Below are 15,717 nucleotides of genomic sequence, written 5' to 3'. Positions count from 1 at the left end.
CTCCCAGACCTTGACCCGCATCGCTCAGCGCTGGCCCGCAGCCAAAATCGAAATGCTCATGCCCTGGAACTTCAAACCAGACGCCGTCAGCTAACCGCTTACGGCCGACCAGTGATCTGCGGCTTCGAAGTGACGGGCAATTATCACCGACCCATCGCATGGCGCCTGGCTGAGGCTGGGTTCGAGGTGCGGCTTGTGTCGTCGCTGGCGCTCGCCCGAACGCGGGAGGCTTTGCACAACAGTTGGGACAAGAACGATCCCAAGGATGCGCAAGTTATTCTGCACATGCTGAGAATCCAGGCGACGCAGCGCTATCACGATCCGCTCCGCGCCGGCATCAACGACGTACAGGAACTGTCGAAGACGCATGAAGCAATCGCAGAGCCAAGACCGAGATCCAGCACCGCATCCTGACGCACTACCTGCCGCTGTATTTTCCCGAGATCGACCGCTTCAGGGGAAACAGTCGCAGCGATTGGTTCTTCGCATTCCTCGATGCCCTTCCGACGCCGGCAAGTATCACGACGCTGACGAAGGAGGCGTTCGTAAAAGCCGCCTGGATGTCGTCGGCCGCAAGTCAGCAAGACACAGATTCTAATGGATATTTATGAGACGGCGAACACATCGATCGGACTGCCGTTGCCGCTTGATGCCCCTGCCATTCGTATGTTCCGCATGGTTGTCGCGGAGGCCCGCAGCCTGTGCGGGCTGGATCTCTCAACCCAGCAGTCCGGTCAATATCGCGGTCAGACCCGGCTTTCAAAATTCGGCAATGCTCTACTGCGCCGCACCCTGTGGATCGCCGGACAGGTCGCTATCCGTCAGCGCGAGAATGGTTTCCGCCACAAGTTCGAGCGCTATATCGCAAAAGATCGCGACAACCCCGATTTGCGCCGCAAGGCGATGACCGCAATTACTGCCAAGATGGCGCGCGTCGTGCACGCTGTCATCAAGAGCGGTGCAGACTACCGGCCCTTCGTCGAGGGGCGGGTGCCAGGTGGAAGGACCTCTGTCAGCTAGGGCCGTGAGGGCATCGCTGCGATGACCCTGTAGATAATGTTCGGGTCTTCTACCTGGATCAGAAGCTCGTATTGAGGACGGTGAGGGCCGCCACCCCGCGTACCCTGTGTTTGCTATGGACGAGACCTTTTCCGTTGCCGGTGGAAGCCGCCTGGTTCGACCATCCGACTTGACGAGCGTCATGCAGCGAGAGCATGCTGACGGACAGAGAGACTTTGCCCTGCTCACACCATTTCCTTCCGCTCTTAGGACGTTGTCGCTTAGCCACTCGATCGTGTTGGTCAGCCGGTTGACCTGGCCGAAGCGGATTTTTGACAGCGGTGATGCTGAGGTCGCGCACGTCCTTACCTTTGATGCCTGTGTGGTGGCAACATGGGCACGGCCTCGCGGTCGCAGCAGTCGAGCGCGAAAGCGACGCGAACCTTCTCGCCATTGTCGCAGCCGATCTCGGCCCGTCGGGCACCATTGGACTCGGGAGGGCGGCCAATTCGGCCGTGATCCACGGCCCCTCGAACGCCCGGCGATGTTGGGGCGGGCGAGGCCATCGTCTCGCATACCGCCTTCATCGGAAACCATCCCTTGCCAGCGACAGCGACCACAACACCTGTTTTTTGATCCCGCCGCTTCTCTTTGCCAAGCAGGCTCTGCAACTCGCGCACTGGTTCTGGAGCGCGCGAAAGCCAGCCGAGAAGCGTCTAATGGCCGGCTTTGGGCGAATGCCCAAATATCTAATGGCACTTGAACCTCTTCGTCGGGCGCCTCAAGATTCCTACCGCTGCAGCCAGACGCCTAGACCGGTTCGAACAGCTGTCTCGAACAACGCGCTGGCGACTGCAAGGTCGGCAAGGGCAAAGCCCGGAAATAGAAAGAGCGTGCGCTGGCTTGGATCCGAAGAACGGCCTCGCGCAACTCCGCTCGCCAGCATTGCCAAATCCGAATCAAAGGGGCCGGGATAGGCGAGCTTGGATCGGTTTTCTGGATCCTCTGCCTGGGCGCGATCGTCCACGACGCGAAGATCGAATACGTTGAAAGTTTCGACGCGCCATGACCGACCGAGGTCGACCGCGCTGACGAAGCTGCCTGGACGCAGTATGGTGGCATCGAGGAAGGGAGTAAGCGTAGCGGTCCCGGGCACTGTCGTAATGACGATGTCACAGGCGAGCGCGTCATCGGCCGCCGTGGTATCGCGGCTTTGTAGACCCTTCTCTCGTGCGATGATCGCCAACCGGCCCGCTGAGGTTGCGTTATGATCGAAGCAAACTGCTTCGGCCAATCCGGGGAAAAGATCGTACATTGCATCAAGGTGTCCAAGCGCCTGTTGGCCGCAGCCTACAAAGCCAATGGATGTACTATCCGGGCGCGCGAGATATTCCGCCGCAAGTGCCGACATGGCGGCGGTGCGTAAAACCGTTAGGCTGTTGCCGTCCATAATAGCTAGAGGTTGTCCAGTATTAAAATCACTGAGGATAACAAGACCGTTAACGTTCGACAGCCCTCCTCCGGGATTTTCAGCTACGATGCCGACCCATTTGGCGGCTGCATAAGGAGGCTCGGGCGAGGCTGCGCACAGCGATTGAAAAAAATGTCCAGGAGCGATTGCGAGGGTTTGTTTCGGACGCACTTGAACTCGGTGTTGCGCGTGCAAACGGAACGCTCGAGCCAGGCTCAGGCGTAGATCGGCTGGATTGGGCCTAAGGGCCGCGATTTCAGCCCCGTTGAGGTAAAGCAACTGATTATTCATAGCCGACTCTCCTCAGGCGTCTGCGGGTTTAATCACAGTGAGATTAACCTTGGCTGCGACTTATTTACCGGGGGGAGATTTGCTTGATAAAGGTTGTGTGCGTCAAGTTCTGCAAAAGGGACGGCCATGGAACTGGTCATGCGGCTTGGCAGAGTGCGAGCTTCTTGTGCTCGCGCAGGTCGTCCATGTCGATGTAACGGTTGGCCTCCATCCAGTTTTCATTGGTTTCGACGGCGAGCGCTCTGACCAGGCGCAGGCAACTCTCGGCATTGGGGAAGATGCGCACGACGTAGGTGCGCCGGCGGATTTCCTCGTTGATGCGTTCGAGCATGTTGGTGCTCTTCAGATGCTTGTGTAGTGGCGCGGCAGGCGAAAGAAGGTCTGCCGAGGTAGGGTTGAAAACGCGCGGCCTCTGGGACAGCGTCGGCCACCTTGGACTGCCCCTCGCGCTGCAATTCGCGTCCTTTAACCCGTTGGGTCGCCAGACCCGATTACTGACCGCCCACGGCGCCAAGCCACTCGGCACGATCATCTCACGGCACCAAGTTCACCTCGAGCGCGATCCTCGCCTGGTCGCCGCCTACCAACGGGACGAATTGGAGCCCTTTTGTCACGTTCGACCATGGCGCGCGACTGGAGTCCACAAGCGCGCACGATCCGAAGGTTGCAGCGCGTATACGGAGCTTTTAATGATCAGGGGCCGAGTCCCGTTCAGACTGGTGCTTCAAATCGAATCGATGGCCGGCATCGTGGAAATACGCAGCAGGCCATTGCCCGAAAGGGATTGAACCAAAGCATAGGAGATCGAGCCAATCCTTACCCAAATCCACAACAATGATTTCGCGTCATCCGATACTCTAGGGGGACGTATCTCGTTCGCCCGCGAGCTCGTCAAACTAACAATGGCACAGGCCGCATGCCGACTTGGTGTCGACAAAGCATGCTGGAAGGCGTGGGAATGCGACCGCGCCGCGCCGCAATCCAATCGCCTTGCCATGATGGCGGGCATCCTGGCTGTGAGCCCCTCATGGCTGTTGTCGGGAATAGGCGCCGGTCCATTGGAGCTGAAGTCGAACGACGGCGCAGCGCTGCTGCGAGAGCTGCAAATCGCCTCTTCTGACGCAGTGGCTTCGCAAAAACGTGTGCAAGAAATCGTTGCGTTACTCGGGTCGGTTCCGGTAGGGGCGAAATGCCACTCCAAGTGCCGGTGAAGCCCGGCGGAGGGCATCGCCAGACCTGAAGCAGTGCCGCCAACCAGACAGCTAGACCCAATTGCTGCAAGGCCTAGGCATGAAGCATCGCGGATGGCTCTGTGGGCGCCGAAATCATCGGGATCAGGACGCTTCTGGTGTTCGGTACCGGACAATTCGCCCTCTCGGAACGGTGGGAAAGAAAGTTGAGGTCCCGAATGTTTCCCTTGAGCACACTCGCGCCCACTTGCCGCGCCTGCAGGAAAACGGGCGTCGTTGACGGACTTGTGCTCGTGGATCCCGAGGGCCTCGAATTCCAGCCGGCAAATCTGGCGGACGTGTGCCCCGATGCGCCTGCGGCGGGGTAAGACTCCGAAGCCCTTCTGGTCGTCGGATCGGCCGATTATCTCGACCACGAAATCGAGGTAGGTAGCCTTCCATGAGCTTGAGCCGATCGTAGCCGCAGTCGGCGAAGGTCTTTCACCCAGGGCCAGTGGGGGGCAGAGAGGCCCGTCTACTGAACGAGTTGGTTGGCGGTCAGATAGATAGGACTTTGCTGAAAAAGATCGTGGATACGAAGCGCCGGACCAGCCCCTTCGCTCTCCCCCCTGATCCGTTCGCGCAAGCGCCCTCAACCTCTCGCAGGGGCGAAGCCAACGGCCGAGATCACCTGAAGTCTTCCGAAAGATCGGACTGCGTTCACGAACTTCCGGCGCTCGTCCTCAGCGCAGACGTATAGCATTACATCACTTTCGCAGTCGGTGTGTCAGGCCTGTTTGTCGGGCCGAACCAGATCCGTGTGGCTAACGCCGAGGGCCAATGCAAGCTCATAGATCGTGATGATTGTTGGATTTCTTCGGCCTTTCTCCAAACCGCTGATGTACTGCTGGCTGAACCCGGAAATGTCGGCAAGCTGCTCCTGCGTCAGGTGCTGCCGTTGCCTGATCTTCTGCACATTCCGTCCGACCAACCTGCGCATATCCATGCAGGAAAGCGAGCGGATTGAGCGGTTTGAGTTTATCAACTATAATATGTAATTCACATTCAGCTCATGAATCCGCTGGCGAGGGGCTTCGCGGAGGCCATTTTTCCGGAGGTAGAATCGAGCGATGTTACAGCCTAAATCGAACACCCCGATCGCCGATGAAGCCCCCTGGTCGGAAAGCCTCACGGCTTACGACAAAGAGCATTTCACGATCTATATGCAGCTCCTGGACGCATCCGCTGACGACGCCAGCGAAGAGGAAATGGCGCATCTGATCCTCGGCATTGATCCGGCAAAGGAACCGGAGCGCGCCCGAAAGGCTCTCCGCAGTCATCTCGACCGTGTGAACTGGATTGTGACCACCGGCTACAAGGAACTGTTCGGCAGCTGACGAATTGCGCGGTGCTCGATTTTCAAAACGAACTCCCGGCGCCCGCCATTCACAAGCGCCCGGCCAGTGGCGGGGTAGACTGATGCAGCCATGCAGATGATGACGGGCATTTTCAGTCGACCTGGACCCGCAGTTCGCTGCTACGGCAATTTTCCCGGCGCGAAGCCTCCCCAGGCGAGCCCGTCGAGAACCTGGGGGACGTCCGCAGATGTCGGCCACGCGCTTCCGGCTGAAACAGGGTCTTTGGCCGGCGTCCGTCCGCACTGAGACTGCCGAGCTGCCCAGGGGGGCCAGACTACGTCGACATGGAGGTGGACGGACAACAAAACGCCAACGCTCGACACGACAAGCTGGACGTCCTAGTCAGTACGTATGGGCATTCTATTCGGCTTGAACACCAGCATACTGCGGTATCACGCCTGAGATAATTAGCCACGAACGTCCCAACATGCCAAGCTGAGGCGCGGCACAATGATTTCAAGCAAGTTTCCAGCATTGCCATGCGGCCCCAATCCTGCCCGAATGCCGATTGCCCAGCCAGTCTGACCGAGCAAGATGAGAGTGTAGCCGTATGACTCTTCATCCCACCAATCCGGCTTGTCGGCTGCATTCCCAAATCCATGAGCTAAGCTCGCATAGAGCACGGAGGCGTCGGTCAGGTATCACGCGGCCATCGAGTCTAAATAAAAATGTTGCGGCTTCTGAGCGTCAAAGGAATCAATCTAATTTCATATCGACCCTTTCGTCCGACAGGTCCCAGTCGAGCCTGGCCCTTGAAACCTCGGTACCACACACGCCCACTGGAGAATGCGCCAGCCGAGACAGCCGGTGTACAGGCACAGGCGGAACCAAATGACGAAATTCAGTTCTTAAAGAATTGAAGACTGTGAGGAGGCCAGCAGCGCTATGGCCTGGTTTTGGGTGCGCACGCCGAGCTTCTTCTTGGCGTTATCAAGATGGAAAGCGGCGGTGCGCGGCTTGACGCCCAAGATGCAGCCCATGTCTGAGGCAGACTTGCCGCGCGCTGCCCATTGCAGGCACTCATATTCGCGGAGTGTCAGCAAAACGCCGTCGACCATTCGATTGCCCGAGAGTTTACGGCGAACATGTATGTGAAAGTACGTCGCCATGAGTTGGAGCGCCTGCTCATGCTTCTCGGCAGCGCGCATGAACGCAGAATTGGGCTCATCCGCAGCAAAGGTCATTGCTGCAACGCCGCCCCTGCGATCGACAATCGGAATCGTCAATCCGCAACAGATGCCAAACTCTGCCGCTTCAGCAAACAGCCTTTGCTGAACCTGCGATATCCCAACGCCACGAAGATCCGGCTCCCATATAAAAGGACATCCGCCACACCGCGCACGCAAGACGATTGGATCGAGTTTATGATACCGGTTTCGCAGATAGTACGCGGTCCAGGAAGGCGGATAATTCGAGATCAGCCTGGGCTCGCCGGAAGGTTGCAGTGGCAAGGACAGATAAGCAAACGTGAGTAGATCAAGTCTCAAGGCCACGCTGGCCATTGCTTCGCGGAAATCTGTCTGATCGACACTCTCCGACAGCTGTTTCAGGAATGTCTCGAAGATAGCTGGCAGGTCTCTCGTCATTATCCTGACTCAATCCCTCCGTCTGTCTGCTGCGCGCCACCCGGTTTGTAGACTCCATCGCAAGCCGGCCCGCACAAACGTGGCCGGGCTTTGTCTGAGATGCTGTTGTATCCGCCAACACAATAATGCAAGCAAAGTCTTTCTTGGATGAAATGAAATACAATCGCGAGAAGTCATCCTGCGCCACCACTGGTCATCGGCATCGAAAATCGTCGTCAATCCGGTGATTGCCACGTGAACGTCCGTCGGGACGAAGAAGAGGACATTGGATAGATGACGCTAATGATCCAGAACGCATCGTTACATTGTCATAGAAAGGGGCCGCTGTTCTGCGCTAAATTGAAATAACTATCATCTTAAGCCGGGCCCAACCCAAGCCGGCACTGTCCCCCGGCACTTCTGCGGCGACATCCCATTGAAGGCTCTGAAACACTTCGCGAAGTGCGAAGCCGACATGAACCCGCAGGCCATGGCAACGTCGATGATGGGCATCCGCGTGCCTTCGATCAGGCGCTTCGCATGGTCTGTGCGAATCCGGAGATAGTGACGCACCGGCGGAAGTCCGATATGGGAAGCGAACAAGCGTTCCAATTGGCGCCGCGATACTCCGGCCCTTTGCGCGACCTCGTCCATTGCCAGCGGGAACTCCACATTTTCTTCCATTATCCGCATCGCCATCAGAAGTTTGTCGCTCACCCCCGCGAATGCTAGACCTGATGGCCCCGTCTGGCGGTTCGATCCTGAGCGCTGACCTTCGACCGTTGCGAAATCGACCTCATCCACGCTGTCCCAAAGCCGTTCCAGAAATCTTTCGAAAACAGGTTGCATGTCTGTCCTTGTGTCTTCGGCAACTTGCTTGCAGGTGGCAGCGACTCCAGGTGGACTTGCAACGTCTCAAAAATGCGCCCTGCCGGCGGGGAGGTGCACCGGCAGGGCTCGCCGCCCAAAGGCCGCGGTCAAATGGGAGGACCGGACAGCAGCGGCAAAAAAACTGGTGGGGGCCAGCAAAGATTATACTGCGCCTTCGGCTTTTAGCGCGCGGAACGTCGTGTCAACCGATTTCGCGGTGGCGTCGACGATGATGTCCACCTCGTCCCTGGTGATGATCAGTGGCGGGGCAAAGCCGAGGATATCGCCATGCGGCATGGCCCGGCCGATGACCCCATTCTCAAGCAGAGCAGCGGCGGCACGCGCCCCCACCTGGAGTTCGGGCTCAAACGGTACGCGCGCTTTGGGATCTCGCATCAGCTCTACGGCAGACAGGATTCCGACGCCGCGAACTTCGCCGACAATAGGATGTCCCTCCAATTCGGCTTTCATACGGGACAGCCAATAGGGCCCGACATCGCGAACATGCTCCAGAATGTTTCTTTCCTTAAGCACTTGAATGTTGGCAAGTGCGGCCGCCGCGCAAAGCGTATGACCGGAATATGTCCAGCCATGACCGAGAGGTCCGTGCTTCTCCGTTCCTTCTTCCAGGACCGACCAGACGCGGTCGCCGATAATCGACCCGGAAATGGGGAGGTAGGCGGAACTCAAGCCCTTGGCGATGGTGACGAAATCCGGACGCATACCATAGAGGTGGGAACCGAATTTCTCACCAGTTCGCGCGAAACCGCAAACCACTTCATCGGCGATCAGAAGGATATCGTACTTATCCAGCACCTTTTGAATGGCCGTCCAGTACCCCTTTGGAGGCGGAACGATGCCGCCGGTCCCAAGTGCCGGTTCTCCGATAAAGGCTGCAACCGTATCTGGGCCCTCAGCAAGAATAAGGATTTCAAGTTCGTCGGCACAGCGCTTGGAGAAGGCTTCCTCAGTTTCGCCCTCATGCGCCTGGCAATAGTAATGTGGCGTCGTTGTATGGCGCACCAGGCTCAAAGGCAGGTCGAAAAACTTGTGAAAGAACGGAAGGCCCGTCAGGCTACCGGTGACCAGCCCGGAACCGTGATAACCGCGATGTCGCGAGATGATCTTCTTCTTTTCAGGGCGGCCGAGAATGTTATTGTAGTACCACACCAGCTTGATGTTGGTTTCGTTGGCGTCGGAACCGGAAAGACCGAAATAGACCCTTCGCATGTTCTGGCCGAAATATTCGACGACTGCCTCCGCCAGGAGAGCAACCGGCTCCGTGCCCTGGCTGGCGTAGACATGGGCGAACGGCAACTCGTGTGCTTGCCGAGCAATGGCGTCGGCTATCTCGGTGCAGCCATACCCCATATTGACGCAATAGAGCCCGCCAAAACCGTCGAGGCTTTTTCGGCCTTCAGTATCCCAGATGTAGACGCCTTCCGCTCTCGCCATGATCCGATTTGGCGTCTCGCCGCGGCTGTGCTTGGCTAAGTGCGTAGACGGATGAAAGACGAAGTTTCGATCCTTCTCCCGGAGTTGCTCGGTTCCCAGATTGCTCAAGCTCATCGTTCCTCTCCTCGCGATCAGTCGGCGGAAACACTCGGCCGCCGCCTATTTAGGAACTAGCATACCGACAAACACCTCCCGAATTTCGCGGGAATGCACGTCTTTCGCCGACGAATTCTCGGAATCGGCATCAAACGCCGTGAAAACGACGGCTTCGAGGATTTACCGTTGCCTCAGAGCGGACAAGGGGATCGGTGAATTGGATTTCACTGGTTTCGTCACGACAAGGCTGTAGTATTGATCGATACCCAAGCCTGCCTGCAGCAATCCCTCCATGAAATCCTGATACGCAGCCATGGAAGGAGATGAAACACGCATCAAATAGTCGATCCGCCCCCCGATGGCCCAGCAGTCCAGGATTTCCGGAATCTCTTGGATCGCAGTCTCGAAGTGCCGTTGATCCTCGAGGCGATGGCGATCCAGAACCACCTCCACCATTATAGAGATGAGGCCCCCGATGAGGGCTGGACTGAGTCGCGCATAGAACCCCTCAATGATCCCTGCGGCTTGGAGCACACGGAGCCGCTCCGAACAGGCCGACGCCGAAAGGTGAACACGCTTTGCGAGCTCGCTTTTCGAAATCCGACCATCTGACTGGATCTCCGAGAGAATGCGGACGTCCCAAGCGTCTAGGCGCACAGGAGAGGGTTTCGACTTCATGACCTTTTGCTCTCAAGCGGTGGTCGACAGCGCAATTAGTGCCAACCAATTCTATCATTGATTGAAGGAATGCAGTGGGCGTCATTCGTCCTCGGCCCGAAATGCGTCAGTGCGAGGTTGTCGAAAGTCGGGTCACCGAGAGCGTAGAAAAGTTGGGCTATTGCCCCTTCCCTAACCGGGCATTTGGAGAGGGGTGATCGCCTGTCGGCGGCGACCTCGTCGTAAATAGATAGCGCATTTTTTGGTATCTCCGGTGCTTGACTTGATTGGCACCCTCGAAAGCACCCGAGCGTCGATTGTATGGGCGGCAGGTCGATGCAGCGTTTACATCCGAGCATTTGGCATCCAGAGCGACTTGAAGGCCTTTCTTATCTGGCTCGCCGAGGAGCTGAACCACAAAATGCCGCTTGTGTTACCGATGCCGCACAAAATCCTGCGCGGGAGTCTGGCCGGATCGCGAAGCCGGGAAGTCTCAAACGCCGATGCCGCGGGCGATGCTGTCGGCTGCCATGCGCTTGCGCCACTCAAGAGGCCCGGAATTGTGAATGGAGTTTCCCTCAACATCGACAGCCATGATGACCGGCATGTCCTGGACCTCGAATTCATAGATCGCTTCCATGCCCAGGTCTTCAAAGGCAACGATGCGCGCCGCCTTGATCGATTTTGAAATCAAGTACGCAGCGCCACCCACTGCGATGAGATAGGGCGCCTTGTGTCTGACAATCGACTCGATCGCCGCCGGTCCCCTCTCCGCTTTGCCGACCATCGCATATAGCCCAGTCTCGGAGAGGATCTTGTCAGTAAAACCGTCCATCCGGCTGGAGGTTGTTGGGCCGGCCGGCCCGACGACCTCATCCCTCACTGCGCGGACGGGTCCGACGTAGTAGATCACGCGCCCCCGCAGATCGACCGGAAGCGGCTCGCCGGCATCGATCAAATCGACCATTCGCTTGTGGGCGGCGTCACGGCCCGTCAGCATCTTTCCGGAAAAAAGTAGGGTTTCACCGCAGCGCCACGATGCCGTCTCTTCCTTTGTGACCGCATTGAGATTGACCCGCCGGACGCCAGTTGCGTGCAAATCCTCATGACCGATCTGGGGCCATTCGGAAAGGTCAGGCGGCTCAAGCCTGATGGGTCCAGAGCCGTCCAAGGTAAACGTAAGGTGTCGGTTGGCGGCGCATTGCGGAATGAGTGCCACGGGCTTGGATGCCACATGAGTAGGATAGGTCGCAACCTTGACGTCAACGACTGTCGTCAGACCCCCGAGGCCCTGGGCTCCGATACCGAGCGCATTAATGCGTTCATAAAGCTCAATCCGCAGTGCCTCCTCAGCGCATGATGGCCCCCTGCCGATCAAATCCGACATATCGATAGGTTCGTTCATGGCCTCCTTGGCCAGCAGCATCGCCTTTTCAGCGCTACCACCGATGCCGACCGAGATCAGGCCGGGGGGGCACCATCCGCTGCCCAGGGTCGAAACTGTGTCGACCACCCAGTCGGCAACGGACGCGCTGGGGTTAAGGGTGGTGAAACGCGCCTTGTTTTCCGATCCGCCCCCTTTTGCGGCGATGGTGATTTCAATCTGGTTGCCTTGCACAAGGTCGACGTGGACGACTGCCGGTGTGTTGTCGCGGGTGTTCAATCGTGCGGCGAGCGGATCCGAGACGATCGATGGTCGAAGGGGATTGTCGGGGTCGAGATAGGCTCGGCGGACGCCCTCATTCACAAGGTTAGCGAAACTGGCCGTTGATTTGATGCGGACGCCCATGCCAACCTTTGCAAAGACCACCACGAGACCGGTGTCCTGGCAGATCGGGCGCCGTCCGAAGGCCGCCATGCGGGAGTTCAGCAAAATCTGACCGATGGCGTTCTTAGCCGACGGACTCTGCTCCCGCGCGTATGCCTGCGAAAGGTATCGGATGTAGTCGGGGGGATGGTAGTACGAGATATACTGAAGGGCGTCACCGACGCTCTTTGTAATATCCTTGCCGGCAATGGTCCGTGTTTTTTTATCCACGAAATCTCATCCCAATGACCCGAGCCCGTTGACAAGTTTCAGGCTTTGGAAGCTCCGCAATCCCTGCTCGCCCCCCTCATATCCATAGCCGCTTTGTTTGACGCCCCCATATGGTGCATCTGCGGAAACCCCTTTCAGGTAATTTACACTGATCGCGCCTGCCGAAAGACCGCCGATCAGCGCCCGTTTTGCATCGGTGGCGCCGGTGAAGAAGTAGGCAGCCAAGCCATACTCAGTGGCGTTGGCTTCGTCGATTGCCTGCTCGATCGTGTCGAACGGCGCCACGGTGAGGATCGGCCCGAACGGCTCGTCATGAAGCACTTTCGCATCTTTTGGCACCCCTGTCAGGATGGTCGGCGGCCAGAAAAAGCCCGGCTGGTCGAGGCGGGTGCCGCCGGTTTCGACGCGGGCGCCGCGATCGACCGCATCCTCGATCAGACGCTGCATGGCCTCGATTCGCCGCGCGTTTGCCATTGGACCCATGTCCGTCGCCGGGTCGTCAGGTGGGCCGATCTTGATTTTGCGGGCGACTTCGGTCATCCGGGACAGGAATTCCTCATAGAGAGGCCGCGCGACGAGGATCCTGCTGGGCGCATTGCAGCTCTGGCCCGCGCATTCGAACTTGTATTCCGAAATTGCCGGTATGGCTTTTGCCAGGTCGGCATCCTCGCATACAACAACCGGGGAGTGCCCACCGAGTTCAAGAATGCACCGCTGCAAGTTATTCGCGGCGAGCTTGGCCAGCTGTTTTCCAACCTCGGTTGAGCCCGTGAAAGTTAGCACCTTGACGATCGGCGAACTGAGGAGATGCCGGGATATTTGCACAGGCACACCAAAGACGAGATTGACCACGCCGTCCGGAATACCCGCTTGTCGCAAGGCTTCGACGAAATGAACGGCAGCGCTTGGTGTCTCTTCAGCTCCTTTGAGGATCACCGGGCAGCCCGCCGCCAAAGCAGGGGCGAGCTTGCGGGCGATGAGCACGGCGGGATAGTTCCAAGGCGTAAAGGCAGCAACGACGCCAAGGGGCTCGGGGACGATCATCCGGTTCGGGCCCATCGGAACAGGGGCCGACAGCTCTTCGGCGTGCGTGCCGTTCCACTCCAATGTTTCAACAGCGCGCGCGTATTCACCGGTCGCTTCGGCAATCGTCTTTCCCTGTTCGGTCGACAAATCCTTCGCTGCGTCTCCCACCTTCGTGGCAAGTATCCTGGCGGCCGCCACAAGGATTTCGCCACGGTCTTTTGGCGTCCGTGAGGACCAAGCCTTGCGGCTTCGCTCTGCAGAAGCGATGGCCTCATCCAGATCCGACACCGTCGCCACCGCCACCGAGGCAAATTTTTTCTCTGTCGCCGGATTGGTTACCGGCAGAGTGGTTCCGTCGCTACCGTCTCGCCACCTACCGTTGATGAAAAGCTGATAGCTCGTGGCGTTGGACATCCCATGCTCCGCTTAACTGAATTCTTGCCAGTGCGAGACCATCCATATCCGGACCATGGGCTCGCCTCTCTGCAGTTTCAACGCGATGGTTACGCCGGGTCAAATATGGAATATCGACCAAAACCATCTCGAATACAGATTGATAAGGCTCAGGCAGCCGCGGAGGAGGATAGCACTGAAACTGGTTGGGATGTGTTTAAGCCCGGTCCGGGGCCGTGGCTGACCAGTGCTTGCTCTCGATCAAAGTATTTGTAACCTTGGGAATGAGCTTGCGGACCGCAGAAACGGCTGGAGAGCGCTCATCTTTCGGGTTGACGGCAAGCACAACAGAACGGGTGATCACTGGATCGATGATCTTAACCGTCCGGACCTGACCTTGAGACGCCTCTTTTTGAATGGCCGACGGGGTAAGGATGGAATACGTCTTTCCTTCCATGACCATATTGATAATTGTGGAAAGGGAGTCGACTTCGAATCTGACGTCCAGAACACACCCATGTTGCGCAACGACATCAGCCACCGAGCGCCTGACATTGTTGTTGCGCATCGGAACCGCCAGCGGAAACGCATACAGGTCGGCGAGTGGTATCGAATCTTCGAAAGGCGGTTCACCCGGCGGCACCACCAGGCAAAACTCTTCGCGGGCCAGCACCGTCATTTGCCCCACGCTCTCGGCAGTGCGGTACAGGACTGCTAGATTAAAACGGCCCGCAGCCATCCACTCCTCCAGCGGTCCCGTCATGCCCTCGATCATCTTAAGCGAGATCCTCGGCAATTCGCTTCTTACCGATTCAAGCAGCGGACCGCTAAGGACGCGAGCAGCTCCGGACGGAATGCCAATGGTCACCTCTCCAGAAGGAGCAGCCACCGTGTTGGTCAGTTCCGCCTCGGTGAGTTGAATTTCCCTGAGGATGCTCCGACCCCGCTCAAGCAATCTTGCGCCGGACGCCGTGACACTAACACCAGTCCTGTCGCGTACCAGAAGTTGGATACCAAATGCTTCCTCAAGCTGACGCACATGCAGGCTTAGAGCGCTTTGAGCAACGTTGAGGATTGAAGCTGCCTTCGTGAAGCTACCTGCTTCGACGACGCCGACAAAGTATCTTAGCTGCCTGATGTCCACGATGAACAAACCCAACCGAGGCACAATCCCCAGTGTCTTCATATCTATCTCGAAACGAGATGGCAGACAAGTCACAAAACTGTCAAATCATGGCTCGAAAACCGGCCGTCTGGATGCCGATTAATGCTCAGTTGTTGCTGGTGAGAGCCAGGATCTCGCGGGCACGCCGAACCACTGGCGGATCAACCATCTTACCGTCCAATGAGAATGCAGACAGGCCACGCGTGGTGGCATCGTCTTCCGCCGCGACAACACGATGGGCCCACTCGAGCTCCTGTGCGCTTGGCGAGAAAGCCTCATTGAATATGGCCACCTGTGTTGGATGGATCGCCAAAGCTCCGGCAAAGCCAAGCCGCCGCGCATGCGTCGCGGCTTGCCGAAGTTTTTCGATGTCGGAAAATTCGCCGATGCTTCCAACAAAGCCGAGCGGGAGCAATCCGGCCGAACGGGCGGCGAACAGAACGGAAAGGCTCGGTGTTAACAGGAGGTCGAATTCCGGGGCGCCGCCGACAGCGGCACTGAAGTCTTCAGGCCCAAGCGCCATTGCAACCATCCTTGGATGCGCCGACGCAATGACAGCGAGCCTTTGCAAGGCGCCCGGGGTCTCGATCTGGGCAAGGAACCGGATGCGTCCCTGGACAAGATTTCTTTCTTGTTCAAGGTCCGATACCGCATTCGCGATCTCTGACACCCATTCTGCCGAATCCGTCTTCGGAAGGACAAGTGCATCAACACCCGCTATGACCGCTGCATCGAGATCGGCCGCCAAAGCGCGCAGACCATGATTCACGCGGACCAAAACAGATGCACCCTTGCGCCGCACTTTTGCCACGGATTCGGGCAGCTGCCGGCGCGCCTCGCCCTTCTGATCCTGGGGAACGGAGTCCTCCAGGTCGAGAATGACTCCATCCGCACCCCGCTTATGGGCCGTTTCCACAAAGCGTGGAACGTGAGCGGGCACGAAGAGTAAGGATCTCCAGCGGGGTACAGACATCGCGCTTTCAACGTCCGGAACGGTTTTCTGAACCGCGCCGGGTTTTCCGGAGGCCGTTTCGTTTGAGTCACGCGGCTATGGCTGGTTCATCCAGCATGGCGTAGTAGCGTTCCTCGGCTTCGGCCGGCGGG

General features: G+C 58.0%; 11 protein-coding genes and 3 pseudogenes. 2 read left to right on the top strand and 12 right to left on the bottom strand.

Annotated elements, in window-relative coordinates; genetic code table 11:
• Positions 1-90 precede the first annotated feature (90 nt).
• Positions 91-1,045 (top strand): annotated as a pseudogene (locus tag ACFFNA_RS35875) (IS110 family transposase); the annotation flags it as partial.
• Positions 1,046-1,272: 227 nt separating this feature from the next.
• On the opposite strand, the pseudogene ACFFNA_RS35870 reads toward ACFFNA_RS35875, so the two are convergent.
• The 4 genes and pseudogenes from ACFFNA_RS35870 to relB all read right to left on the bottom strand — a co-directional run.
• Positions 1,273-1,679: pseudogene (locus ACFFNA_RS35870) on the bottom strand (transposase family protein); the annotation flags it as partial.
• Positions 1,680-1,789: 110 nt separating this feature from the next.
• Complete coding sequence (locus ACFFNA_RS35865; RefSeq protein WP_378924683.1) at positions 1,790-2,761, bottom strand: ornithine cyclodeaminase family protein; 972 nt, start codon at positions 2,759-2,761, stop codon at positions 1,790-1,792.
• Positions 2,762-2,897: 136 nt separating this feature from the next.
• Positions 2,898-3,142 (bottom strand): annotated as a pseudogene (locus ACFFNA_RS35860) (transposase); the annotation flags it as partial.
• 1,575 nt (positions 3,143-4,717) lie between these two features.
• Positions 4,718-4,936 carry a type II toxin-antitoxin system RelB family anti-toxin gene (gene relB, locus ACFFNA_RS35855; protein ID WP_378924681.1) on the bottom strand — a complete coding sequence of 73 codons (219 nt, stop codon included), beginning with the start codon at positions 4,934-4,936 and terminating at the stop codon, positions 4,718-4,720.
• 124 nt (positions 4,937-5,060) lie between these two features.
• On the opposite strand from relB, the gene ACFFNA_RS35850 reads away from it, so the two are divergent.
• The gene (locus tag ACFFNA_RS35850; protein WP_378924679.1) at positions 5,061-5,327 is read left to right on the top strand and encodes a hypothetical protein; all 267 of its coding nucleotides are present in this window, start codon (positions 5,061-5,063) and stop codon (positions 5,325-5,327) included.
• 869 nt (positions 5,328-6,196) lie between these two features.
• Here the strand turns inward: ACFFNA_RS35850 and ACFFNA_RS35845 are convergent.
• The 8 genes from ACFFNA_RS35845 to ACFFNA_RS35810 all read right to left on the bottom strand — a co-directional run bounded on the left by ACFFNA_RS35845 (position 6,197) and on the right by ACFFNA_RS35810 (position 15,586).
• Positions 6,197-6,922 carry a LuxR family transcriptional regulator gene (locus ACFFNA_RS35845; protein WP_417568620.1) on the bottom strand — a complete coding sequence of 242 codons (726 nt, stop codon included), beginning with the start codon at positions 6,920-6,922 and terminating at the stop codon, positions 6,197-6,199.
• A 363-nt stretch (positions 6,923-7,285) separates the two neighbouring features.
• Complete coding sequence (locus ACFFNA_RS35840; protein WP_378924675.1) at positions 7,286-7,762, bottom strand: helix-turn-helix domain-containing protein; 477 nt, start codon at positions 7,760-7,762, stop codon at positions 7,286-7,288.
• A gap of 183 nt (positions 7,763-7,945) precedes the next feature.
• A complete protein-coding gene (locus ACFFNA_RS35835; protein WP_378924673.1) occupies positions 7,946-9,352 on the bottom strand; it encodes an aminotransferase in 1,407 nt (468 codons plus the stop codon).
• Positions 9,353-9,514: 162 nt separating this feature from the next.
• The gene (locus tag ACFFNA_RS35830; protein ID WP_378924671.1) at positions 9,515-10,012 is read right to left on the bottom strand and encodes an Lrp/AsnC family transcriptional regulator; all 498 of its coding nucleotides are present in this window, start codon (positions 10,010-10,012) and stop codon (positions 9,515-9,517) included.
• A gap of 472 nt (positions 10,013-10,484) precedes the next feature.
• Positions 10,485-12,029: a fumarate hydratase gene (locus tag ACFFNA_RS35825; protein WP_378924669.1), complete on the bottom strand. Its 1,545-nt coding sequence runs from the start codon at positions 12,027-12,029 to the stop codon at positions 10,485-10,487.
• 6 nt (positions 12,030-12,035) lie between these two features.
• A complete protein-coding gene (locus tag ACFFNA_RS35820; protein ID WP_378924667.1) occupies positions 12,036-13,469 on the bottom strand; it encodes an NAD-dependent succinate-semialdehyde dehydrogenase in 1,434 nt (477 codons plus the stop codon).
• A gap of 196 nt (positions 13,470-13,665) precedes the next feature.
• Positions 13,666-14,592, bottom strand: a complete 927-nt coding sequence (locus tag ACFFNA_RS35815) for a LysR family transcriptional regulator (RefSeq protein ID WP_378924685.1) — start codon at positions 14,590-14,592, stop codon at positions 13,666-13,668.
• Between the two features lie 127 nt (positions 14,593-14,719).
• Positions 14,720-15,586: an HpcH/HpaI aldolase/citrate lyase family protein gene (locus ACFFNA_RS35810; protein WP_378924665.1), complete on the bottom strand. Its 867-nt coding sequence runs from the start codon at positions 15,584-15,586 to the stop codon at positions 14,720-14,722.
• Between the last annotated feature and the right edge of the window lie 131 nt (positions 15,587-15,717).

This window comes from Mesorhizobium kowhaii, from assembly GCF_042431665.1.
Classification (GTDB): Bacteria; Pseudomonadota; Alphaproteobacteria; order Rhizobiales; family Rhizobiaceae; genus Mesorhizobium; species Mesorhizobium kowhaii.
Note: the sequence above shows the minus strand (reverse complement) of the source record. Positions and strands in the feature narration are given on the sequence as shown.